21 protein-coding genes are annotated in these 24,316 nt (G+C 61.4%); 16 read left to right on the top strand and 5 right to left on the bottom strand.

The genetic code is table 11. From position 1 onward, the window contains the following. Positions 1–84 precede the first annotated feature (84 nt). Positions 85–963: a DMT family transporter gene (locus HU722_RS25775; protein WP_065880391.1), complete on the top strand. Its 879-nt coding sequence runs from the start codon at positions 85–87 to the stop codon at positions 961–963. A gap of 1 nt (position 964) precedes the next feature. On the opposite strand, the gene HU722_RS25770 is transcribed toward HU722_RS25775, so the two are convergent. Beyond that, the gene (locus HU722_RS25770; protein ID WP_065880390.1) at positions 965–2,299 is read right to left on the bottom strand and encodes an MFS transporter; all 1,335 of its coding nucleotides are present in this window, start codon (positions 2,297–2,299) and stop codon (positions 965–967) included. A 210-nt stretch (positions 2,300–2,509) separates the two neighbouring features. Here HU722_RS25770 and quiC point away from each other — a divergent pair, with 210 nt between their 5' ends. Both quiC and HU722_RS25760 read left to right on the top strand, forming a co-directional pair. Further along, positions 2,510–4,411, top strand: a complete 1,902-nt coding sequence (quiC, locus tag HU722_RS25765) for a 3-dehydroshikimate dehydratase QuiC (RefSeq protein WP_065891156.1) — start codon at positions 2,510–2,512, stop codon at positions 4,409–4,411. Between the two features lie 77 nt (positions 4,412–4,488). Then, entirely contained in the window at positions 4,489–5,130 is a 642-nt protein-coding gene (locus tag HU722_RS25760) for a TetR/AcrR family transcriptional regulator (protein ID WP_049711422.1), read from the top strand. A gap of 138 nt (positions 5,131–5,268) precedes the next feature. Here the strand turns inward: HU722_RS25760 and HU722_RS25755 are convergent, their stop codons facing one another. Together HU722_RS25755 and aroQ are read right to left on the bottom strand one after the other, a co-directional pair. Continuing rightward, the gene (locus HU722_RS25755; protein WP_065891155.1) at positions 5,269–6,123 is read right to left on the bottom strand and encodes a shikimate dehydrogenase; all 855 of its coding nucleotides are present in this window, start codon (positions 6,121–6,123) and stop codon (positions 5,269–5,271) included. After that, a complete protein-coding gene (gene aroQ, locus HU722_RS25750; protein WP_065891154.1) occupies positions 6,120–6,569 on the bottom strand; it encodes a type II 3-dehydroquinate dehydratase in 450 nt (149 codons plus the stop codon). Before aroQ ends, HU722_RS25755 begins: the two co-directional genes overlap by 4 nt. Positions 6,570–6,775: 206 nt before the next feature. Between aroQ and HU722_RS25745 the strand changes: the two genes are divergently transcribed. From HU722_RS25745 to HU722_RS25705, 9 genes are all read left to right on the top strand, one after another. Continuing rightward, complete coding sequence (locus tag HU722_RS25745) at positions 6,776–7,297, top strand: RNA polymerase sigma factor (protein ID WP_049711425.1); 522 nt, start codon at positions 6,776–6,778, stop codon at positions 7,295–7,297. 63 nt (positions 7,298–7,360) lie between these two features. Beyond that, the gene (locus HU722_RS25740; protein WP_065891153.1) at positions 7,361–8,359 is read left to right on the top strand and encodes a FecR family protein; all 999 of its coding nucleotides are present in this window, start codon (positions 7,361–7,363) and stop codon (positions 8,357–8,359) included. A 150-nt stretch (positions 8,360–8,509) separates the two neighbouring features. Beyond that, the gene (locus HU722_RS25735) at positions 8,510–11,269 is read left to right on the top strand and encodes a TonB-dependent receptor (protein ID WP_065891152.1); all 2,760 of its coding nucleotides are present in this window, start codon (positions 8,510–8,512) and stop codon (positions 11,267–11,269) included. 104 nt (positions 11,270–11,373) lie between these two features. Next, positions 11,374–11,997 (top strand): heme acquisition protein HasA, encoded by a 624-nt coding sequence (locus HU722_RS25730; protein WP_049711428.1) that lies wholly within the window; start codon positions 11,374–11,376, stop codon positions 11,995–11,997. Between the two features lie 173 nt (positions 11,998–12,170). Continuing rightward, the gene (locus HU722_RS25725) at positions 12,171–13,907 is read left to right on the top strand and encodes a type I secretion system permease/ATPase (RefSeq protein WP_065875360.1); all 1,737 of its coding nucleotides are present in this window, start codon (positions 12,171–12,173) and stop codon (positions 13,905–13,907) included. Then, a complete protein-coding gene (locus HU722_RS25720; protein ID WP_065891151.1) occupies positions 13,904–15,229 on the top strand; it encodes an HlyD family type I secretion periplasmic adaptor subunit in 1,326 nt (441 codons plus the stop codon). The genes HU722_RS25725 and HU722_RS25720 overlap by 4 nt, the downstream gene beginning before the upstream one ends. Continuing rightward, a complete protein-coding gene (locus HU722_RS25715) occupies positions 15,226–16,542 on the top strand; it encodes a TolC family outer membrane protein (RefSeq protein WP_065891150.1) in 1,317 nt (438 codons plus the stop codon). Before HU722_RS25720 ends, HU722_RS25715 begins: the two co-directional genes overlap by 4 nt. Before the next feature lie 135 nt (positions 16,543–16,677). After that, positions 16,678–17,106 carry a DUF4160 domain-containing protein gene (locus HU722_RS25710; protein WP_065891149.1) on the top strand — a complete coding sequence of 143 codons (429 nt, stop codon included), beginning with the start codon at positions 16,678–16,680 and terminating at the stop codon, positions 17,104–17,106. Beyond that, positions 17,103–17,573, top strand: coding sequence for a DUF2442 domain-containing protein (locus tag HU722_RS25705; RefSeq protein ID WP_065875356.1), 471 nt, complete (start codon positions 17,103–17,105; stop codon positions 17,571–17,573). The genes HU722_RS25710 and HU722_RS25705 overlap by 4 nt, the downstream gene beginning before the upstream one ends. On the opposite strand, the gene trmA is transcribed toward HU722_RS25705, so the two are convergent. Both trmA and HU722_RS25695 read right to left on the bottom strand, forming a co-directional pair. Continuing rightward, complete coding sequence (gene trmA, locus HU722_RS25700; protein ID WP_065875355.1) at positions 17,556–18,635, bottom strand: tRNA (uridine(54)-C5)-methyltransferase TrmA; 1,080 nt, start codon at positions 18,633–18,635, stop codon at positions 17,556–17,558. The genes HU722_RS25705 and trmA overlap by 18 nt on opposite strands. Continuing rightward, on the bottom strand, positions 18,632–19,927 hold the full coding sequence (locus HU722_RS25695; protein WP_065891148.1) for an NCS2 family permease: 1,296 nt from the start codon (positions 19,925–19,927) through the stop codon (positions 18,632–18,634). Before HU722_RS25695 ends, trmA begins: the two co-directional genes overlap by 4 nt. Before the next feature lie 173 nt (positions 19,928–20,100). On the opposite strand from HU722_RS25695, the gene HU722_RS25690 reads away from it, so the two are divergent. From HU722_RS25690 to HU722_RS25675, 4 genes are all read left to right on the top strand, one after another. After that, positions 20,101–20,547, top strand: coding sequence for a DUF4879 domain-containing protein (locus HU722_RS25690; protein WP_065875354.1), 447 nt, complete (start codon positions 20,101–20,103; stop codon positions 20,545–20,547). A gap of 95 nt (positions 20,548–20,642) precedes the next feature. Beyond that, complete coding sequence (locus HU722_RS25685; protein ID WP_065891147.1) at positions 20,643–21,149, top strand: (2Fe-2S)-binding protein; 507 nt, start codon at positions 20,643–20,645, stop codon at positions 21,147–21,149. Then, a complete protein-coding gene (locus tag HU722_RS25680) occupies positions 21,146–22,135 on the top strand; it encodes an FAD binding domain-containing protein (RefSeq protein ID WP_065880431.1) in 990 nt (329 codons plus the stop codon). The genes HU722_RS25685 and HU722_RS25680 overlap by 4 nt, the downstream gene beginning before the upstream one ends. Continuing rightward, complete coding sequence (locus HU722_RS25675; RefSeq protein WP_065891146.1) at positions 22,132–24,315, top strand: xanthine dehydrogenase family protein molybdopterin-binding subunit; 2,184 nt, start codon at positions 22,132–22,134, stop codon at positions 24,313–24,315. Before HU722_RS25680 ends, HU722_RS25675 begins: the two co-directional genes overlap by 4 nt. Position 24,316: the final 1 nt, after the last annotated feature.

Here is a 24,316-nt window from a genome sequence, read left to right as displayed (position 1 = left end):
GACTCCGGCCCGGCTGCTAGATTACCGGGTTGAGCGCTATTTCATTCAGTGCTCCGTGTTCAGCCCGTCACGCAAGAGAATTCAATGACCGTCAGTACTCCTCTATCCGGCGTCAACCATCCTTTCAAGGGCATCCTGCTGATTGTGCTGGCGACGTTCCTGTTCTCCAGCCACGACGCCTTGTCCAAATACTTGGCGGGGTTCTACCCCGTCGTGATGGTGGTGTGGGCGCGTTACCTGGTGCATACCTTGTTGATGGCCGGCATCTTCCTGCCGCAATCAGGCCTGCGTGTATTGCGCAGTAAACGACCGGGGATGCAGGTGGTGCGGGCGCTGTGCCTGCTGGGCACCAGCCTGTTTTTCACTGCGGCGCTGCATTACATCCCGCTGGCGGAAGCCACGGCGGTGAACTTCCTCGCGCCGATCCTGGTGACGGCGCTCTCGGTGCCTCTGCTCGGCGAGCACGTGACGCGCGGCCAGTGGCTGGCGGTCATCTGCGGGTTTGTCGGCGTGCTGATCATTATCCACCCCGGCGGCGAGCTGTTTACCCCGGCCGTATTGCTGCCGCTGTGTTCGGCGCTGTTCTTCTGCTTCTACCAACTGCTCACGCGCATCCTGAGTAAATTCGACACCCCCACCACCAGCAACTTTTTCGCCGGCCTGTGCAATACCTTGGTGATGAGTGCGATGGTGCCGTTCTTCTGGCAGGTCCCGACGCTGTGGCATGGCGTGTTGATGCTGGCCCTGGGTACCTGCGGGATGACTGCGCACTTGATGCTGACCCAGGCGTTCCGCTTCGCGGCGCCGGCCTTGTTGGCGCCGTTCGGCTATTGCCAGATCGTATTCGCGGGGTTGTTGGGCTGGCTGGTGTTCAACCATACCCCCGACTTGACCACGGTGGTCGGCATCGGGGTGATCTGCATGAGCGGGCTGGCCGCTGCCTGGCAGCAGCGGCGCAGGTAGATCAGACGTCTACGGTAGGAATCTTGCGCGGCGCCATGAAGTACATCCAGGTCAGCGCAATGAAGTACATCGCCGGGATCAGCGTGAACAACACGGTGTAGTTATTGTTGGTCACGGTAAGGATGTGGCCGACGATCTGAGTCATGAACATGCCGCCGATGGCCGCGCACATGCCGCCGAAACCAAACACCGTGCTCATCATGTGCTTGGGCGTGTAGTCCATCACCAGGCTCCAGATGTTGGCAGTCCAGGCCTGATGCGCGCCAATCGCCAGGGAGATGGCAAACACGGCGACCCACAGCTGGCTGGAGCCGGCAGCCATGATCACGCCGACGATGCAGCAGGCAAACAGCAGCATCGACAGCAGCCGCGCCTTGATCGAGTTCATGCCACGGCCGATCAGGAACGACGACAGAATCCCGCCTCCCACGCTGCCGAAGTCGGCAGTCAGGTAAATGATGATCAGCGGGATGCCCATCTGGGTGACGTTGATGCCCAGGTTGTATTGCTGGTTCAGGAACGGCGGCAGCCAGTACAGGTAGAACCAGAACACTGGCGCGGTCAGCGCATAGGCGATGGCGAAGGCCCAGGTGCCGCGCATGCGCAGGATACGGCTGAAGGGTACGCCGGGTTGTTCCGGTTCGACTTCCCGTTGCACGTAGTCCAATTCGGATTGTTTAACCGTCGGATGGTCTTCCGGGTTGTAGTACTTCAAGCCCCAGAACACCAGCCAGATCGCGCCCAGTGACGCCATGCACAGGAACGCTGCCTGCCAGCCCCACACGTGCAGGATCAACGGCAACAGCATCGGTGTCATCATCGCGCCCACGTTGGTGCCGGCGTTGAAGATACCGGTCGCCACCGCACGCTCACCGGCCGGGAACCACAGGCGCGTGGTTTTGACGCACGCGGGGTAGTTGGCGGCTTCGGTCAGCCCGAGGATAAAGCGGCACACCATAAAGCCGACCGCCGAAGTGGCCAGGCCGTGGGCGCCCGTCGCCAGGCTCCACAGCAATACCGCGCAGAAGAACACGCGTTTCACGCCCACGCGGTCGATCAGTCGGCCCTGCAGCACAAAGCCGATGGCGTAGCCGACCTGGAACCAGAAGTTGATGTTGGCGTAGTCCATCGCCGTCCAGCTCATCTCTTTGGCGAGGATCGGCTGCATGACGCCCAGCGCGGCGCGGTCGATGTAGTTCAGGGTGGTGGCGAAAAACACCAGGGCCAGCATGCCCCAGCGCGTTTTGCCCACGGCCACGGCGCCGCGGATCTTGTCGCCGATGCCGGCGTGCGGGGTGCCTGGGCGCGCGGCCAGGGCGGAATTTTGCAGAGGCATGAGGTCGTACCCGTTTTTTGAAATTTTTATGGTGTGTTCTGGGTCTGTTGCGTCATCGATGGTGCGCAGTGGCTAAAAAATCGTCAATTCGCCAAACCGGCATAGTGTTCGATAATCGCACCAAAAACTAACCGGTTCGTACATTTTAATTGCTGCGTGTAGGCTGGGGGCGAATAATTTGCTGCAAACAACAATTGCCGGGAGTCGCCCATGCAACGTTCCATCGCCACTGTTTCCTTGAGCGGCACCCTGCCGGAAAAGCTCGAAGCCATTGCCGCCGCCGGGTTTGATGGGGTCGAAATCTTCGAGAACGACTTGTTGTACTACGACGGCAGCCCCCGTGAAGTCAGGCAGATGTGCGCCGACCTCGGCATTGCCATCACCTTATTCCAGCCGTTTCGCGACTTTGAAGGTTGCCGCCGTGACAGGCTGGCGCGCAACCTGGAACGCGCCGAGCGTAAGTTCGACTTGATGCAAGAGCTGGGCACCGACCTGGTGCTAGTGTGCAGCAATGCGTCGGCCGACTGTGTAGGTGACGAGCGCATTTTACTCGATGACCTGAGCCTGTTGGCCGAACACGCCGGCCGCCGAGGCCTGCGCATCGGCTATGAAGCCCTGGCCTGGGGCAAGCATGTGAACACGTGGCAACAGGTGTGGAACCTGGTGCGTCAGGTTGATCACCCAAACTTGGGCGTACTGCTCGACAGCTTCCACACCCTGTCCCTGAACGGCGACCCGAGTGCCATTGCCGAGATCCCCGGCGACAAGATCTTTTTTGTACAAATGGCCGACGCGCCAATCCTGGCCATGGACGTCCTGGAATGGAGCCGACATTTCCGCTGCTTCCCCGGCCAGGGCGAATTCGACCTAGCGGGGTTCCTCGCGCCGATCATCAAGAGTGGCTACACCGGGCCCCTGTCCCTGGAAATCTTCAACGACGGCTTCCGCGCCGCGCCCACCCGTGCTAATGCGGCGGATGGCCTGCGCTCCTTGCTGTACCTGGAGGAGAAAACCCGCGAACGCCTGAAGCAGGAAGCACCGGCGCAACCGGTCGAGATTTTGTTTGATACCCCGGCCGCCAGCGAATACGACGGTATCGAATTCCTCGAATTCGCTGTCGATGAAAGCCTCGGCGCCAAGCTGACGCACTGGCTGGAACGCCTGGGCTTCGTCAAGGCCGGGCAGCATCGCTCCAAGAGCGTGAGCCTGCTGCGCCAGGGTGATATCAACCTGATCCTCAACTGCGAACCCTATTCTTTCGCCCACAACTTTTTCGAGGCCCACGGGCCTTCGTTGTGCGCCACCGCGATCCGGGTCAAGGACAGCGCCAAGGCGCTGGAGCGCGCGGTGGCCTACAAGGGCCAGCCGTATCGCGGCCTGGTCGGGCCTAACGAGTTGGAATTGGCCGCGGTGCGCGCACCGGATGGCAGCCTGATTTACCTGGTAGACCCAAGTGAAGGCACGCTGTACGACACCGACTTCAACCTGCAAAGCGCTTCGACCACCAGCGGCGGCCTGTTGCGCATTGACCATATGGCGATGGCCCTGCCGGCCGACAGCCTCGACAGTTGGGTGCTGTTCTACAAGAGCCTGCTGGATTTCGAGGCCGATGATGAAGTGGTGCTGCCCGATCCTTACGGCCTGGTGAAAAGCCGCGCATTGCGCAGCCGGTGCAGCTCGATTCGCCTGCCGCTGAACATCTCCGAGAACCGCAATACCGCCATTTCCCATGCCTTGTCGAGCTATCGCGGCTCGGGCGTGCACCACATTGCCTTCGATTGCGCAGATATTTTCGCCGAAGTGAGCCGAGCCAAGGAGGCGGGGGTGCCGCTGCTGGATATCCCGCTCAACTATTACGATGACCTGGCGGCACGTTTCGACTTTGACGAGGAGTTCCTCAGCGAGCTGGCGTATTACAACGTGCTGTACGACCGCGACGCTCAGGGCGGTGAGTTGTTTCACGTGTACACCGAACCCTTTGAAGGGCGGTTTTTCTTCGAGATCATCCAACGCAAGAACGGCTATGCCGGCTACGGTGCGGCCAATGTGGCGGTGCGCTTGGCGGCAATGGCCAAATCGCGCAGCGGTGCGGTTCGCCAGGCGCGTTTATAACGGCAGGCCGGCGCTTTCTTTCAGGCAGCATCGCGGCCCATAATCACGGCCTGCACAACACTGGCCGTGAGCGCACCATGACCTCCGAGGCACCCCGCAAGAGTCGTAAGAACAACCCGGAAAAGACCCGCGAGAACATACTCCAGGAAGCCATTGTGGAGTTTGTCCAGCAGGGCCTTTCCGGCGCTCGCGTGGATGCAATCGCCGAGCGCATCCACACCTCCAAGCGCATGATCTATTACTACTTCGGCAGCAAGGAGCAGTTGTACGTCGAGGTGCTGGAAAAGCTCTACGGCGACATTCGCACCACCGAAACCCAGATGAACCTCACCGCGCTGGAACCGCGCGAGGCGATCCGTCGGCTGGTGGAATTCACCTTTGATCACCACGACCAGAACGTGGATTTCGTGCGCATTGTCAGCATCGAAAATATCCACAATGCCGAGTACGTGAAGCGCTCGGATGCGATCAAGGCGATGAACAGCAACATTCTCGAAGCGCTGGGCGCGACGTTGCGTCGCGGGGCCGAGATGGGGGTGTTTCGCGAGGGGCTGGAGCCGCTGGATGTGCATTTGCTGATCAACTCGTTCAGCTTTTACCGTGTGTCCAACCGCCATACGTTCAGCGAGATCTTTCAGATTGAGTTGTCGGATGAAGCGATTAAACAGCGGCATCGGGACATGATTTGTGACTCGGTGATGCGCTATTTGCAGGCTTGAGTGCGCGCGACTCTCAAGGCTGAAATGCAATCCCTGTGGGAGCGGGCTTGCTCGCGAATGCGGTGGATCAGTTAACACATTGAGTGACTGACACACCGCCTTCGCGAGCAAGCCCGCTCCCACATTTGGATTCGGTTACTACAGTGAAATGTTCATGCTCTGGAAGTGCGCCAACATCCGGTCTGCATCCGGCACCTCCCCACTGAACAACTCAAACGCCTTCACCGCCTGAAACACCGCCATGTTGCCGCCATCCAGCGTGCGGCAGCCCAAGGCGCGGGCGTCGCGCAGCAGCTCGGTCTCGAGTGGGAAATACACGATTTCCGCGACCCATAACTCAGTGCGCAACAGAGCGGCCGGCACCGGTGTGCCGGGCAGCTTGGCCATGCCCATCGGCGTGGTATTGACCACGCCGTCGGCCTCGGCCATCGCGTTCTCCAAGTGGTTGCCGACCTGGGCCCGGCCAGCACCGAAACGTTGCGTGAGGTTATCCACAAGGTCGCGGGCGCGATTGGCGTCCACGTCGAAAATGCTCAACTGCTCCACACCTTCCGCCAACAGCGCGTGGGCCACCGCTGCGCCCGCACCGCCAGCGCCCATCTGCACCACACGTTGGCGCGCCACGTCATTCAAGTTGCGTCGAAATCCTTCGGCGAACCCCAGGCAATCGGTGTTGTGGCCGATGCGTTTGCCGTCCTTGAACACCACTGTATTGACCGCACCGATGCCACGGGCCTCGTCGGACAGTTCATCGAGCAGCGGCAGGATCGCCTGCTTGCAGGGGTAGGTAATGTTCAGCCCGGTGAAGTGCATCAGCTCGGCGGCGTGCAGCAGGTCGGGCAGGGCGTTGATGTCCAAGTGCAAGGGCTCAAGGTCGATCAAGCGATACAGGTAGCGCAGGCCTTGGGCATCACCTTCCTGTTCGTGCAGGGCCGGTGTGCGGGAAGCCTGGATGCCGGCGCCGATCAGGCCAGCGAGGATGTGCGGTTTCATCGGACCGCCCCTTTGAGCAGATGGCTGAAATGTTCCAGGGCCAGGTGGTAGCCATGGCTGCCGAACCCCGCCAGCACCGCCTTGGCGATGGGCGACACAAAGGAGTGGTGGCGGAACGCTTCACGGGCATGCACGTTGGACAGGTGCACCTCGATTACCGGCACTTCACTGGCTACCAGCGCATCGCGAATGGCTACAGAGGTGTGGGTCCAGGCCGCCGGGTTGATCACGATGCCAGCGCAACGGGCGCGGGCGCCGTGGATCCAGTCGAGCAATTCGCCTTCGTGGTTGGTCTGGCGAAATTCGATTTTCAGCCCGAGCTGTTCGGCGCTGCGGCCACACAGCGCCGCGACGTCGGCGAGGGTTTCATGGCCGTAAGTGGCGGGCTCGCGGGTGCCGAGCAGGTTGAGGTTGGGGCCGTTGAGCACCAGCACGATGGGCGGCATTGAGGGTTTCTCCACAGTTCTTGTTAGTTGTGTGGATAAAATGTACTGGTTAGTTAATTTGGTCAATTGATGGCGGCGGATATGTTCGATAATCGAACCGTTAATCAGACCTTTCGTACGGTTGAATCAGATTAGATATCAATTGAAAATCATTCTCGACAACGCTTAAGATGCCGCCTGTTTCCTTAACATTCCAGGGAGTCGGTTTGTCGGACGTGGATCTCAAAGGCCTGTTTCTCAAGCACGCCGATACCCTGCGCGGGTATCTGGCGCGCAAGGTACGGGACCCGCAGTTGGCCGCAGACCTGGTGCAGGAGAGCTTCCTGCGCCTGGCGGAAAAACCGGCCGGCGAGCGCATCGACAACTCCCAGGGCTATCTCTATCGGACGGCGAGCAATCTGCTGATCGACCATATTCGCCAGGAAGCGCGGCGCAAGACAGACTCCGTGCCCCATGAGGCGCTGGCCGAGATTGAAGATGAAGTGGCCGGGTTGGAGGCTCAGGCAATGGCGCAGCAACAGCGACAGGCATTGAAGCAGGCACTGGCGGAGTTGCCGGAGCGCACCCAGCAGATTTTCCGTCTAAACCGCATCGAAGGCATGACCCACGCCCAGGTCGCCCGGCACCTGGACATCTCCGACAGCTCCGTGCAAAAGCACCTGGCCAAGGCCCTGGCCTACGTGATGCAGCGCTTGCAGGACGGCGAGGGGGTGCCATCCGACGAATGAGTTACCGAAATACGCCAGGTCAGACGTCACAGCGTTATATAACGAAAAATTCGAGATTCACACGTGAATAGCCAGGGTCCGCAACAGCACAGCATTACCGAGGCGGCCGCCGAGTGGGCGGTGCGCTTGCACGCCGGTGCCCTGACCGACCAGGAGCAGGCCGAGCTGCGGCATTGGATCGCCTGCGACAGTCGCCACGAAGCGGCACTGCGTTTTGCCGAACAGACGTGGGCGGCATTGGGCGAGGTGCATAAGGAAGAGCCGGTGCATCGCCAGCGGCCCTCAGCCGCCACGCTGCCGGTGCGTCGCTCCACGCGGCGCAGGCCATGGCAACGCGCGGCTGCGGTTGCGCTGGTTGTGGTGGCGGCGGGCGTCGGCTGGGTGCGCGGCCCGGACATGTTGCTGCGCATGCAAGCCGATTACATCACCCAGAAAGGCGAAATGCGCACCGTGCACCTGGCCGATGGCAGCAAGGTCGAGTTGGATTCCGCCAGTGCCATCCGCCTGGACTATGACGGCGTACAACGGCGCATCAGCCTGATCCAGGGCGCGGCGATTTTTGACGTGGCGCCGATGGTGGGCGGGGAAAACCGGCCCTTCGTGGTGCAGAGCGCCGGGGGGCAAACCCGGGCCCTGGGCACGCGGTTTGTGGTGGGGCGCGAGGGCGATAGCCAGGCCTGGGTCGGCATGCTGCAGCACAGTGTCGAGGTTTCCCTGCAAGCCACGCCGAAAAAGGGTGCGGCCGACAGGGTGCTCAAGGAAGGCCAGGCCGCACGCTACAGCCCTCAGGAAGGCATCGTGCCCCTGGATCAATTCGATGTGGAGCGCGCCACCAGTTGGCGACGCGGCGTGTTGATTTTTGATCGCCAGCCCCTGGCGAACGTCATCGAGCAACTCAACCGCTACCGCCCTGGCCGCATCGTGCTGACAGACGCGCAACTGGGCGATCGCGAAGTCAGCGGCGTGTTTCGACTCGACATGCTCGACACTGCCCTCGCCACCCTCACCCAGGAACTGCAAGTGCAACGCTTGGACCTGGCAGGCCTCAGCCTGATCTATTGAATACCCGGTGGGAGGCCTTCTCCCACCCGCCGAACGCCTCCCTCCTTAAAAAACTTTCGGAAAGTCTTACTGACTTCCTGCGTGCCGCACGTCTTGCTAGGTGAGAAGCATTCTCACAAACAAAAACGCTCAGCGCAGGGAACAACAGAAATGTCAGCACTCAACAAGGGGCGCATCACCGGTAGCCGGTTAGCCCTGGCCATTCACTTGGGCCTGTTCGCGGTAACGGCACCCGTGTATGCCGCGCAGCCGCAGACAGGTAACGCCGCCCAGCCCGCCGTGTTGATGTTCGATGTTCCTGCGCAACCTCTGGGCGTCGCCGTACTGGCCTTTGCCGACCAAGCCGGCCTGCAAGTGCTGTTTGATAGCCAGCGCCTGCGCGGCTTGAACAGCACCGCACTCAAGGGCCGCTTCAGCGTGCAGGAAGGGCTGGGCCGTTTGCTTGGCGCTGCGCCAGTGGAATACCGCTTCACCAGCGACCGCCAGGTCTCCCTCAGCCGCGTCAGCGACGACCATGACGGTGCCATGACGGTGGGTACCACCACCATTACTGGCAACACCCAAGGCCAGGCCAGCGACTGGGTGTACCAGAGCCCAAAGTCCGTGGCCGTGATCAGCCGTGACATGATCGATAAACGCCCGCCCCGTCACGCCGCCGACATGCTTGAAGAAACCGCCGGGGTCTACACCGCCGTCAACCAGCGCGACCCTGGGTTGTCGGTGAATATTCGCGGCGTGCAGGACTATGGCCGCGTCAACATGAACATCGACGGCATGCGCCAGAACTTCAACGTCAACGGCCACCAGCAACGCAACGGCACCATGCTGATCGATCCGGAGTTCGTCTCCAGCATCCAGATCGACAAGGGCAGCCAGTCGGGGCAGGGCGGTGCGGCGGTGTTGGGCGGTATTGCGTCGTTCAAGACGTTGGACGCCAGCGAGTTTCTCAAGGACGGCAAAGAATACGGCGGGCGAATTCGCGCCGGCAGCGGCATCGGTGAACTGGGCAACGGCACCGACTTCAATGGCAGTGGCGTGTTTGCCTTCGGTGATGAGCGCGGCGATGTCATGCTGGGTTACAGCGAGCGCCACTTCGGTAACTACCGTGGCGGCAAGCGCAACGCGGACAACCTGGGCACTAACATGCGCGCCAGAAAGTACGCCCCGGTAGCCTTTGACGACTGGTTGAACAGCGAAGTCGGTGACACCGGCAGCGTGACCCGCTCGCAGATCGTCAAGCTTGGCCTGAACCTGCCCAACGATCAGCGCGTGCAGTTGAGCTACCTGGAAAGCGACGCCGACAGTAACGATGCCTGGGGCTACATCGCCGATGACCTTCAGAGCACCTACTACCTGCGTACCAGCAAAAACAACCTCAACGCGAAAAATGTCGCGCTGGACTACAGCTACAGCCCGGATAACCCGCTGATAGATTTCAAGGCCAAGCTGTATTTCGTCACCACCCAACTGGATCGCGCCAACGCACCCAATACGGCGTCCGTGAGTTCCGGCAACTACACCCCGGGCTACACCGACCATTTCCAGACCGACACCTGGGGCCTGCAAGGCGAAAACACGTCGCGCTTTGACCTGGGCCGCGTGGGGCACGTGAGTTGGAGCTATGGCCTGGAGATGTATCAAGACAGGTTCAAGCCCAGCACCAACAAGGTTGAATCGAGCAATACGGTCGCCAGCGGTTCATTGCCCTACACCCCCAGTGCAGACCCGGAAGGCAAGCGCACCATCGCCAGCCTGTTCAACACCCTCCAATACGACTATGACGATTGGCTGACCGTGGATGCCGGCCTGCGTTACGACCGCTATCGGCTGGAAGGCGTTACGGGGATGACGCTCTGGAAGCGCGACCGTTTTTACTCAAGCTCGGTAGGCGCCAAGCGCGTCGAGGACATTTTCGATATTGATCGTGAGCAGGGGCAGTTCTCTCCGACCTTTGGTATCGGCATCAAGCCCGGGCTCGACTGGCTGCAACTGTATGCCCGCTGGGGCAAAGGCTGGCGCCCGCCGGCCGTGACGGAAACCTTCATGAGCGGCCGCCCGCACGGTGGCGGTTCGGGGGAGCGCGTGTTTCCCAACCCCTACCTCAAGCCCGAAGAGTCCCGCGATTGGGAAGTGGGGATGAACGTGTTCAAGGAGTCGTTGTTTTTCAATGACGACCGACTGGGCATCAAGGTGGCGTACTTCGACACCAAGATTAAGAACTTCACCTTCCTCAATACCAGCGTGAGTTTGCCGGAAACCTCCGTGGGCGGTTTCAACGGGATCATGGCGTACACCAATAACCTCAATGACACCCGGTTCAGAGGCCTTGAGTACCAATTCAACTACGACATGGGCCGGGCTTATACCAACCTCAGCTACACCCACATGATCGGCACGAATGAGTTCTGCTCGAAGAACTATTACATAGGCGGTGCGAAGAAGAACGGGCCGTCAACCACCGTGATCGAGACGTACGTGCGCCCCAACGGCACGATTGGGCGAAGGCCTGTCACTAAATACGAAGTGCTGGATGACGACGTCGCCAACAGCAAGGAAAGCTGCGGCCGAATCATGGGCAACGCCACGTATACACCGGCGGATCGGGGTTCAGTGACGGTGGGGGCACGCTTCCTGGAGAAGCGCCTGGATACCGGCGTTCGTGTTCGCTACAGCTCCGGTAATGGGGAAAACCTGAATAACCAGGGTTACCAGTTCATCGACCAGGCCATGTGGCCCAAGTACACCGTGTATGACCTCTACGCCAGTTACTGGATGACCGATCAATTAAATATCGCGCTGGCGTTGGAGAACGCCACGGACGAGGCGTATTTCGTCGCCATGGGCGATGCCAACAACCTGAGCCTGGCGCGCGGGCGCACGCTGAGCGGAATGCTCGAATACACATTCTGATCCGGTGCGCAGGCACTGGATCCACCCACGGTTTTGCCCAGGGTTGGGCAAAAAGTGCGCACCTGCGTACTGATCAATAGCGCTGTTTATAACGAGGTTTAGTGATGACTATTTCTGTTAGTTACGAGTCGTACCTGGGCACTACGTCGCTGTCCGACTACCTGACGGACTGGGCCATAGGTTTCGCCACCGCAGGTCATGGCACCGGTAACACCGGCGGTTTCAGCAACGGCACCTTCAGTGGCGATCAGTATTCGACGCATGGCGCCAACAACTCCGACTACGCGTTTATCGCCGACAGCAACACCAGCAACGGCCTGCACTATGTGTTCAACCCGGCCTTGCCGGCCAGCAGCAACCTGAACCACTACCTGTGGGGCAACCTGGATAACGTCGAACTGGGCACGGGCCTGACCGGCGGCGCAGGCAGCGATTTTGACCTGAGTGCCTACAAGGTGGCGTTCAACGGTCTCGACCTGTTTGCCGCCGAAGGTGCAGGCCGCACCGGCAACGAAGTGCAGAGCGTGATCTACGGCTTGATGCAAGGCAACACGTCGGCATTGGAAACCGTGCTCAACGACCTGCTGGACGATTTCGGTCTGTCCACCGCCAGCACCTTTGACGAAGTCAGCGCTGGGTTGGCTGCCCACGCGGCCACCGCTGCCACCACCGACGTGGCGCTGGTGGGCGTGCAAGACGTTGCGCAGGACTGGGCCCTCGCGGCCTGAACCTCTGCTGCATGAAAAAAGCGAATGGAAGATCGCTCTCCCATTCGCCGCAGTACACCGCTGTCGCCTAAGCCTTCTAATTCTTCAGGCGGCGGCGGTGCCGAATTCTGCGCAGCGTCGTATCGCCTGTCAACGCGGCGACGCTGCGCGCCCAACCCCATGAGAATCCCCAGATGCGCCACGCCGGCAACGAAACCCTGGCCGCCCTCGCGGCCTATAAAAGTGGCTTCTTCAACATCGGCCTGTTCTCGGCGGTGATCAACCTGCTGATGCTCGCCCCGGCGCTTTACATGCTGCAGGTGTACGACCGGGTGTTGGCCTCGGGCAATCAGATGACCCTGTTGATGCTGACGCTGATGATCCTCGGCCTGTTCGGCCTGATGGGCGCGTTGGAATGGGTGCGCAGCCAGGTGGTGATCCGCCTCGGCACGCAGATGGACATGCGCTTGAACCAGCGGGTGTACGACGCCGCGTTCGAAGCGCAACTCAAGGGCGGCACCCAGGCGGCGGGGCAGGCGCTGCATGACCTGACCACCCTGCGCCAGTTCGCCACCGGCCAGGCGTTGTTCGCGTTTTTTGATGCGCCGTGGTTTCCGGTGTACCTGTTGGTGATCTTCCTGTTTCACCCCTGGCTCGGCCTGCTGGCGCTGGTAGGGGCGGTGGTGTTGATTGTGCTGGCGTGGGTCAACCATCACGTCAGCCAGGCGCCGATGGCCCTGGCCAGCCAACTGTCCATCAGTGCCAGCCAGCAGGCCACGGCCAACCTGCGCAATGCCGACACCATCGAAGCCATGGGCATGCTCGCTACGTTGCGCGGGCGTTGGTTCGGCCAGCATCAGGCGTTCCTGGCGCAGCAGAACCTGGCCAGCGAAAAGACCGCGACCGTCACCGCCTGGTCCAAGGGCGTGCGCCTGGCATTGCAGTCTTTGGTGCTGGGCCTGGGCGCCTTGCTGGCGGTGCAGGGCGATATCACGCCGGGGATGATGATTGCCGGCTCGATTCTGATGGGCCGCGTGCTCAGCCCGATCGACCAGTTGATTGGCGTGTGGAAACAGTGGGGCTCGGCGCGCCTGGCGTTTGATCGGCTGTCACAGATGCTGGAGGCGAATCCCGCACGGCCGGAACGCATGAGCCTGCCGGTGCCCAAAGGCCAACTGAGCGTGGAGCAAATCAGCGCCTGCGCGCCCGGCAGCCGTCGGCCGGCGCTGGCCAACCTGGGTTTTAACTTGGCGGCGGGCGACGTGCTGGGGGTGATCGGGCCGTCGGGCTGCGGTAAATCCACCTTGGCCCGAATACTGGTGGGCGCCTGGGCACCCTTGGCCGGCAAGGTGCGGCTGGACGGCGCCGACCTGGCTTTGTGGGACAAACAGCAGTTGGGGCCGCACATCGGTTACCTGCCGCAAGACATCCAATTGTTTGCCGGCAGCCTCGCAGAAAACATCGCGCGGTTTGCCGAGGTCGACGCGGAGAAGGTCCTGGCTGCCGCGCAAATGGCCGGCGTGCATGAGCTGATCCTGCAACTGCCCCAAGGCTACGAGACGCAACTGGGCGAGGGCGGCGCGGGCTTGTCCGGTGGCCAGAAGCAACGCGTCGCGCTGGCCCGTGCGCTGTACGGTCTGCCCGCGCTGATCGTGCTGGACGAACCCAACGCGAACCTCGACGAAGTGGGCGAGCAGGCCTTGCTCCAGGCCATCGCCCAGCTCAAGCAACAGCGCCGCACCGTGGTCCTGATCACCCACAAACCCAATGTGCTGAGCCTGACTGATCAATTGCTGATCCTCAAGGAAGGCCAATTGCAGGCCTACGGGCCGACGGCGCGGGTGTTGGAGGCACGGCAGAAACCGGCAGCGAACAAGCCGGTGTCGACCATGAGCATGAGCTACCGCCTCGGTGAAGGAAAACAGGCATGAGCCAGAGCAAACCGGTGTTGATCAGCGACGCGCCAAGCAATGTGCTGGCGCTGGATGACAAAAAGTATTCGCGCCTGGGCTGGCTGTTGGTACTCGGTGGCTTTGCCGGGTTCCTCGCGTGGGCGGCATTGGCGCCACTCGATAAAGGCGTGGCGGTGCCGGGCAAGGTCATGGTCTCGGGACATCGCAAGACCGTGCAGCACCCGGCCGGTGGCATCGTCGAACGTATCGAGGTGCGCGACGGTGATGTGGTCAGCGCCGGTCAGGTGCTGCTGCGCTTGAAAGAAACCCCGTTGCGCGGACAGATGCAGTCCCTGCGCAGCCAGTACTTGGCATCCCTGGCCAGCGAGGCGCGCTTGAATGCCGAAAGCGAAGGGTTGTCGGCGATCACCTTCGGCCCTGAACTGCTCAACGATCCTGAGGCGGCGAGCACCCTGAACCTGCAACGGCAGCTGTTCAATAGCCGCGCCCAGGCCTTGGCAACCGAGCAACAAGGCCTGCGCGAAACCATCGCCGGGGCCGAGGCGCAGTTGCGCGGCACGCGGGATTCGCAAGCGAGCAAGGTCCAGCAACGCGCGGCGTTGAATGAGCAACTGCAAGGCCTGCGCGAGTTGGCGCGTGACGGCTACATTCCGCGCAACCGCCTGCTCGACAGTGAACGCCTGTACTCACAAATCGATGGCGCCATCGCCGAGGACTACGGCCGTATCGGCCAATTGCAACGCCAGGTCCTCGAGCTGCGTTTGCGCATTCGCCAGCTCGGCGAAGACTTCCAGAAAGACCTGCGCGGCCAGTTGGCCGAGACCCGCACCCGCAGCGACGACCTGCGCAATCGCCTGGCCTCGGCCGAGTTCGAACTGGCCAACAGCCTGGTACGCGCCCCCGCCTCTGGTGTGGTGGTGGGGTTGGACGTGTACACCGAAGGCGGCGTGATCAAGCCCGGCCAGGCACTGATGGACATCGTGCCGCAAGGCGAAGCGTTGCTGGTCGAAGCGCGGGTGCCAGTGCAGATGGTCGACAAGGTGCATCCGGGCTTGCCGGTGGAGTTGCTGTTCTCGGCGTTCAACCAGGCCACCACGCCACGGGTGGCCGGCGAGGTGACGCTGGTTTCTGCCGACCGCCAGGTCGATGAGCGCACCGACGAACCGTATTACACACTGCGTGCCCAGGTTAGCGCGGCGGGTATGCAGCAGCTCGACGGTGTACGGATACGCCCGGGCATGCCGGTGGAAACCTTCGTCAAGACCGGTGAGCGCTCGATGCTCAACTACCTGTTCAAACCCCTGCTGGACCGCACCCATATGGCCCTGGTGGAAGAATGAAGGCGCTGCTGTTTACCTTGTGTTTCGGTTGTACCTCGACGGCACACGCCTTGGGTTTACTGGATGCGTACGACTTGGCCCTGCGCAATGATCCGACTTTTCAGGCGGCCATCCAGGCGCGTGAAGCCGGTGAAGAGAATCGCGTGATCGGCCGTGCGGCGTTGTTGCCCAACTTGTCGTGGAGCTATAACAACTCGCGCAATGAGTCTGAAGTGACGGCGGGTGATGTCACCAGCGACCGTGACTACCGCAGTTACGCGTCGACTCTGACCTTGCAGCAACCGTTGCTGGATTACGAAGCCTATGCGCGATTTCGCCAGGGCACCGCCCAGGCGTTGATGGCCGACGAGCACTTTCGCGGCAAGAGCCAGGAACTGGCGGTGCGGGTGCTCAATGCCTACAGCCAGGCCTTGCTGGCGCAAGAACGTATCGAGCTGAGCCGTGCGCAGAAACGCGCGTTTGCCGAGCGCTTGCAACTTAATGATCGCCTGTTCAAAGGCGGCGAGGGCACGCGCACGGATGTGCTGGAAACCCAGGCGCGTCTGAGCCTGGCGCAGGCTGAAGAAATCGAAGCCCAGGACGCTCAGGACAGCGCCTTGCGCGAGCTGGAAGCCATCGTCGGCCAACCTTTACAGATCGAAGAGCTGGCGCCGCTGACCCGCCAATTCGATATCCCGCCCCTGGAGCCGAACCGTTTCGAAACCTGGCGCGAAATGGCCATGGCTAATAACCCTGAGCTTAAATCCCAGCACCACGCCCTGGACGTGGCGTCCTATGAAGTGGAGCGCAAACGTGCAGGCCACCTGCCCAAGGTCAGCCTGTACGCCACCAGTCGCCAGACCAGCTCTGACTCGGAAAGCAGCTACAACCAAAAGTACGACACCAACAGTGTCGGCATTCAGGTCAGCCTGCCACTGTTTGCCGGCGGCGGGGTGTCGGCTTCCACCCGCCAGGCGGCGAACCAGCTGTCCCAGGCCCAGTATGAGCTGGACGCGCAAACCTCGGCGACACTGGTGGAGTTGCGCAAGCAGTTCAACCTCAATACCAGCGGCGCGGCCAAAGTGCGTGCCTATGAAATGGCCGTCAGCTCCGCCACCGCCCTGGTTACCGCGACTAAAAAGAGCGTCACCGGCGGTGAGCGGGTCAACCTTGATGTACTCGACGCCGAGCAACAACTCTTCACCGCCCGTCGCGATTTGGCGAATGCGCGGCATGCGTATCTGCTGGCGAGGATTCAGCTGAAGTATTACGCGGGGTTGCTGAGTGAGCAGGATTTGCGCGCGCTGGCGGGGTATTTCCAGCCGTCGGCATGAGTGGTTACAACCCGGCATTCGCCGGGTTTTTTGTGGTTACTAATCTGTGAAACAGCTTCGGGAATATGAAACCGGTTGTCGGGTGGCACGGGAAAATTGTTACCTGGCGGAAAATAACCTAACGGATGGGTTACGATGAAAGTAGGCGCTTACAAGGGATATGTGATTTCGGTGTTTATCAGGGATGAGCATTGCCCGCCCCATGTGCATGTGAGGGGGAACGGATGGGATGCGCGTTTTAGTTTCAGTTTTCTGGATGGGGATGTTGAGTTGTGGGATGTCGAGCCTGAGCGGCGGCAGCCACCCCTGGCGGTTTTGAAAGAAATACGCGAGGCGATCATGCAGCGGCATTACCTGGCGCGGGCACGCAGGATCTGGTGGGAATACCTGCAAACGGTCTGCCTGGAGAATCACTCCTGGGATTGGGAGGCCCGCGAGGTGTTGCCTGGGCTGATCATTCAGCCGGGTGTTTATGTGATCGCGCGTGCCCGGCACGATGTCGTTGGGCAGAAAACAATTTTGAATCTGGTCAGGGCACCGGGTTTTGTGGAGCTTGAACTATGAAGCAAATCGTAAAAGCCAAAGTTGTCCCCTATAAACCGCTCACTGAGGCCGATGTCGAAAAGGCGATAGCCCGAGGGCGTAAGACACGGCACCTTTATGCCCGCGCCAGCTCTGTGCGTTATGAGGACAACTGCATTTCCATCGGCTTCAGCGACGGCAGTCGCGTTGTACTGCCGGTGGCTGGCCTGCCCGAGTTCGCGGGGTTTTCCTTGGAGGACTTTGAGCAACTTGAAGTCGGCTTTGGCGGAAAGGCGCTGTGCTGTGAGGCCCAGGACTTGGATGTTTCGGTCACGGGCCTGATCGCCACCAGCAAACCGCTGATGGACCTAGCCACCAGTTTGGTTGCCTCGCGCAACGGTCGCAAAAGCAGCGCCGCCAAATCCGCCGCCGCCCGAGCCAATGGCAAGAAGGGCGGGCGGCCACGCAAGAAGGAACCTGAGGACGTTGAACTACCGCCGAGTCAGTAACACCCCGGATTCCATATGGTGCGTCCACGGGAACTGGTCAAACAGCGCGCATTGGGTAATGCGGTGCGTGTCATGCAGTTGCGCGATGTTCGCCGCCAACGTCTCCGGGTTGCAGGAGATGTACAGGATATTGTCGAAGCGTCGGGTCAGTTCGCAGGTGTCCGGGTCCATGCCGGCGCGCGGCGGGTCGACGAACACGCTGCCGAACTCATAGCTCTTCAGGTCGATGCCGTGCAGGCGGCGGAACGGGCGCACTTCGTTAAGGGCTTCGGTGAGTTCCTCAGCGGAGAGTCGCACCAGGGTGACGTTATCCACTGCGTTTTCATCGAGGTTGCTCAGGGCTGCATTCACTGAGGTCTTGCTGATCTCGGTGGCCAGCACTTTGCGCACGCGGGTTGCCAAGGGCAGGGTGAAGTTGCCGTTGCCGCAGTACAGCTCAAGCAAATCATCCGGGCGGTCACCCAAGGCTTCGTATGCCCAGTTGAGCATCTTCTGGTTCACCGTGCCGTTGGGTTGGGTGAAGGCACCTTCGGGTTGGCGGTAGCTGAAGGTGCGCCCGCCAACGTCGAGTTTTTCCACCACGTAATCATGGCCGATCACATCGCGCTTGCCCTTCGAGCGGCCGATGATGCTGACGTTCAAGTCGGCAGCCAGCTGGTTCGCGGCAGCGTGCCAATGCTCGTCCAGCGGGCGGTGATAGCACAGAGTAATCATCGCGTCGCCGGCCAGGGTGGTGAGGAACTCCACCTGGAACAGCTTGTGGCTCAGGGCGGCGCTGGCTTGCCAGGCGGCCTTGAGTTGCGGCATCAACTGGTTGATACGCAGGCTTGCGATAGGGAATTCTTCGATCAGGATCGGCGTGCGCTTGTCGTCCTGGGAAAACATCGCGTAGTGGCGCTCACCGCCTTCGCGCCACAGGCGGAACTCCGCGCGCAGGCGGAAGTTCTGCAGGGGCGAGTCGAAGACCTGTGGCTGCGGTGCATCGAACGGTGCCAGCAGGTCACGCAAGCGCGTGACCTTGTCTTGTAGTTGAGCGGTGTAGCGTGCGGCGTCAAAAGTCATGCGTTGAACCAGCCCAGCTTGATCACAAACAGAATCGACAGAATCACCAGCGCCGGGTTCAGCTCACCGTAGCGGCCCGAAAGCAGCTTGATGGCGGTCCAGGCGATGAAACCGAAGGCGATGCCGTTGGCAATGGAGTAAGTGAAGGGCATCGCCAGGGCGGTGATCACCACCGGCGCTGCAACGGTAATGTCGTCCCAGTCGATTTCGGCCAGGCCGGAGGTCATCAGCACGGCCACGAACAGCAACGCGGGTGCGGTGGCAAAGGCGGGAACGCTGGCGGCCAGTGGCGAGAAGAACAGCGCCAGCAGGAACAGGATCGCTACTACGATGGCGGTCAAACCGGTGCGGCCACCCGCGCTCACGCCGGCAGCCGATTCGATGTAGCTGGTAGTCGTCGACGTACCCAGCAGCGAACCGGCCATGGCGGCGGTGCTGTCGGCGATCAGTGCGCGACCCATTTTCGGCATGTGGCCGTCCTTGCCCATCAGGCCCGCGCGCTTGGCGACGCCGATCAGGGTGCCGGAGTTATCGAACAGGTCGACGAACAGGAACGCGAAGATCACGCTCACCAGGCCGATATCCAGCGCGCCTTTAATATCCAACTGAAGGAAAGTCGGGGCCAGGGACGGCGGCATTGAGGTCACGCCGCCGAACGGGGTGACGCCCAGCAGGATCGACACGATGGTCACTGCCAGGATGCCAATCAGCACGGCTCCGCGTACCGCCAGGGCCTCCAGCGCAACGATCAGCACGAAACCCAGGGTGGCGAGGATTGGAGCCGGTTGCTTCAAGTCACCCAGGCCAACCAGCGTGGCCGGGTTGGCAACCACAATCCCGGCGTTGTGCAGCGCAATCAGCGCCAGGAACAGGCCGATACCCGCGGCAATCGCCGAGCGCAGGGGCAGGGGAATACTGTTGATGATCCACTCACGGATACGAAAGATCGACAGCAGGAAGAACAGCACCGCCGAGATAAACACCGCACCCAGCGCAACCTGCCAGGTATGGCCCATGTGCAGGACCACGGTGTAGGTAAAGAAGGCGTTGAGGCCCATGCCCGGCGCGAGTGCGATCGGGTAGTTGGCGATCAGGCCCATCACGGTCGAACCGATGGCCGCCGCCAGGCAGGTCGCAACGAACACCGCGCCCTTGTCCATGCCGGTCTCGCCGAGGATGCTAGGGTTCACGAACAGGATGTAGGCCATGGCCAGGAATGTCGTGATGCCCGCGAGGATCTCGGTGCGCACGTTGGTGTTGTGTGCCTTGAGTTGAAACAGCTTTTCCAGCATGCCTGCTCCCTGTGACGCTCTGTGGCGTCGTGATTTGTTGACCTCTAAGTCAAAGCACAAACTGCGCCAAGCGCCTTTGGTTTCAGAGAGGATCGGAAAAAGCGGCGCATCATACCAGCAGCCGAGGCCTTGAGGCATACTGCGCCGACGTTTAAACGAAGGTCACCCGCAGCATGAAAAACGCTAACCCGTGGAGTCTAGCCCTGATCCCCTGTATCAGCCTGTTGCTCGGCGCAGCACCGGCGTGGGGCGCGACTGCACCGCCCTTGAGCGAAGTGCGTGTGTTCAAGGTCGAGTCGGCAAAGTGCAGCGAGACCATTCCGGAACGTGTAAGCACTACCCAAATGTGTGAACACCGCGGGCCCACCAGGGTTTCTGTGATGGAAGTCGGCCTGGGCAATAACCCGGTTGGCCTCTTTAATGGCGCGGTGTTGAACGGCCAGCGCACGCCGGTATGCCAGGTCGGCAACATCAGCGAGGCCTGCAGCGGGGCCGGCACTTTGATGGGCTACATCTATGTGTTTGACCTGAATGTCCAAGCCCAAGGCTGGTTCGAATACAGCAACGCCTCGATCAACCCCCCGCGAAATACCCTGAAAACCCTGCTCAATATCCGCTGATCAATCTTCTTGAACGCTCAAAACCACGAGAAGTCGTACCCCTGAGACGGCGACTTTTCTAACGCCGCGGATGTACACCAACCCGTGAGGTGTTTATGAGCGCGACCCCCAATGGCGCGGCGGCCCAGCCGTTCGTCAGCCACCCGATACGCCTGCGCCTCAACGGCCAGGACCGCCAGCTGGCCGTGTTGCCTTGGACCACGCTGTTGGACCTGCTGCGCGAGCAACTGGACCTGGTCGGCAGCAAAAAAGGCTGCGACCACGGCCAATGCGGCGCCTGCACCGTCTTGCGCGATGGCAAACGGATCAATGCCTGCCTGACGCTGGCGGTGATGTGCGACGGTGCCGAACTCACCACCATCGAAGGCCTGGCCAACGGCGACCAACTGCACCCGATGCAGCAGGCGTTTATCAAACACGATGCCTTCCAATGCGGTTACTGCACCCCTGGCCAGATCTGCTCGGCCGTCGGCCTGGCCAATGAAGGCCGCGCCCACGACACGGCGCAAATCCAAGAGCTGATGAGCGGTAACCTGTGCCGCTGTGGGGCCTACAGCAATATTCGCGATGCCATTGAAGACGTAGTGGGAGGTGAACAATGAATCCCTTCCACTACAGCAAGCCTGCGGATGTGAAAGAAGCGGTTCATCTGAGCAGCGCCGCGTCGCGCTTTATTGCCGGTGGCACCAACCTGCTGGACCTGATGAAAGAAAACATCAGCCGCCCCGAGCATCTCATCGATATCACCGGATTGCCCCTGAATGACATTCAGGAGACTGCCGGTGGCGGTCTGCTGATCGGCGCGTTGGTGAGCAACGCCGACCTGGCCTGGCACCCGCTGATCGAACAGCGTTACCCGCTGCTGTCCCAGGCCATCCTGGCCGGCGCCTCTCCGCAACTGCGCAACATGGCCAGTACCGGCGGCAACCTGTTGCAGCGCACCCGTTGCTACTACTTCTATGACGCGACCGTGCCGTGCAATAAGCGTGAGCCCGGCAGTGGCTGCCCGGCACGCACCGGTTTGAACCGTATTCACGCGATCCTCGGCGCCAGTGAACAGTGCGTCGCGACCCATCCCTCCGACATGTGCGTCGCTTTGGCAGCGCTGGAGGCGAGGGTGCATGTAGAGGGGCGCGGCGGTTCGCGGGTCATTGAGTTCGCCGACTTTCATCGCCTGCCGGGTGATGCGCCGCAACGGGACAACCAATTGGCCGACGATGAGCTGATCACCGCCATCGAACTGCCCGCCGATCATCTGGCAAACCATAGCAATTACCTGAAAATCCGCGACCGTGCCTCCTATGCGTTCGCCCTGGTGTCTGTGGCTGCCGCGCTTGAGCTGGACGGCGACACCATCATCGACGCGCGCCTGGCCCTGGGTGGCGTGGCCCACAAACCCTGGCGTGACCGCGCGGTGGAAGCCGCACTGATCGGCCAGGTTGTTAGCCGCGAAACCTTCAGTCACGCCGCCGATGCCCTGTTGCAAGACGCCGAGCCGCTGCAACACAACGGCTTCAAGATCAAGCTGGCACGCCGGGGGATTATTCGCGCCCTGAGTGACGCCGCTGTCGCAGGAGAACGCCCATGAGTGCTATCGGCAAACCCTTGGACCGCGTTGACGGTCTGCTCAAGGTCACAGGCAAGGCGCGGTATGCCGGTGAGTTTCCCGAAGAAGGCCTGTTGCATGGCAGCGTAGTGTCGAGCACCGTGGCCAAGGGCCGGGTGCTGCGTATCGACGCGACCAAGGCGCTGGCGCTGCCGGGTGTGGTGGAGGTTCTCCATCACCTCAATCGGCCAAAAATCGCCAGCTACGATGATGCTTTCCAGGACGATGATGCCGCCGACGGCTCGCCGTTTCGCCCGCTGTACAACGATCGGGTACTGTACAGCGGCCAGCCACTGGCGCTGGTGATCGCCGATAACCTCGAGCTGGCGCGACATGCCGGCTCCCTGGTGGAGATCGAGTACGAAACCGAAGCCTTTGAAACCGACTTGCTGGCCTCGCAGGAACAGGCGTACGCGTCGCCGCAGAAGCCGCCCAAGCCGCGCGGCAACTTCCAGGCCGAATGGACCGGCGCTGCCGTCAGCCTGGATCTGCACTACAGCACCCCTATCGAACACCACAACCCGATGGAGCCCCACGCCAGCACCGTGCTGTTTCAGCCGGACGGCACGCTGCACATCCACGACAAGACCCAAGGCCCGCAGAACTGCCAGGCCTATGTGCAAAAAGTCTTCGGCCTGGATAAAAGCCAGGTGCGTATCTTCGCGGCATTTGTCGGCGGCGCCTTTGGCTCCGGCCTGCGCCCGCAGTACCAATTGCCGCTGGCGGTGATGGCGTCCCTGGCACTCAAGCGCTCGGTGCGGGTCACGCTGACGCGTCAGCAGATGTTCACCTTCGGCTACCGCCCACGCACCTTGCAGCGTTTGCAGCTGGGCGCCGCCGCCAACGGCCGCCTGCTGGCACTGGGGCACACCGCGATTGGCCAGACGTCGCGCTTCGAGGATTTCAGTGAGCACGTGGTGGAATGGAGCGGCATGCTCTACCACTGCGATAACGTGCAGCTGACTTATAAGTTGGTGCCACTGGATGTATTCACGCCGCTGGACATGCGTGCACCTGGGGCGGCCCTCGGGGTGATCGGCCTGGAGTGCGCCATGGACGAATTGGCCAGCGCATTGGGGATGGACCCGGTGCAACTGCGGCTGATCAACTATGCCGAACGCAATCAGAACGAAGACAAGCCCTGGTCGAGCAAAGCCCTGCGCGAGTGTTACGGCGAAGGTGCCGAGCGTTTCGGCTGGCACCAACGCAACCCGGAACCGCGCAGCATGCGCGACGGCCGCCAGTTGATCGGCTGGGGCATGGCCGGCGGCGTGTGGGAGGCGATGCAGATGAAGGCCAGCGCCAAGGCGCGTATTGATGCCGAGGGCAAACTGACCGTCAGCAGCGCCACCACCGATATCGGCACGGGCACCTACACGGTGATGACCCAGATCGCGGCCCAGGCCAGTGGCGTGGCGGTTGAGGACGTGGACTTTCTGTTGGGGGATTCATCGTTGCCCACTGCGCCGCTGCAGGGCGGGTCGTTTACGGTGTCCTCCGTCGGCACGGCTGTGCAGCAGGCCTGCGAAGCGTTGAACGCCAAGCTGTTGGCCGTTGCCCAGCAGACGTATCCGGTATTCAAGGCGGCCGAGGCCATACGTTTTGAAGACGGCCAGCTGCATACGGGTGACGTCAGTGTGTCGTTGGCGCAGTTGGTCAAGGACAGTGGCGAAGACGTGTTGGAGGTGCAGGTCGACAGCGAGCCCGACAAGCAGCGCGAGGGGTTTGCTACTGCCACCCATTCGGCAGTATTTGTCGAGGTGCGCGTGGACGAAGACCTGGGCACGATCAACGTCAGCCGGGTGGTCAGCGCGATTGCCGCCGGGCGCGTGGTCAACCCGAAGATGGCGCGCAGCCAGATCCTCGGCGGGGTGGTATGGGGTATTGGCATGGCCCTGCACGAAGAAACCCAGATCGACCATCAATTGGGGCGTTACATGAACCATAGCCTGGCGGAGTACCACATCCCGGTCAACGCTGATATCGGCGAGATTGACGTGGTGTTTGTCGAAGAACACGACGAGATCGTCAATGCCCTCGGGTCCAAGGGGGTTGGTGAGATCGGTATTGTGGGTGTGGCGGCGGCGGTGGCGAATGCGATTTATCACGCCACGGGGAAGCGAGTGCGGGAGTTTCCGATCACCTTGGACAAAGTGCTTTGAC

The sequence above is a fragment of the Pseudomonas tritici genome (assembly GCF_014268275.3).
Taxonomy (GTDB): Bacteria; Pseudomonadota; Gammaproteobacteria; order Pseudomonadales; family Pseudomonadaceae; genus Aquipseudomonas; species Aquipseudomonas tritici.
This window is presented reverse-complemented; position numbering and strand designations above follow the sequence as displayed.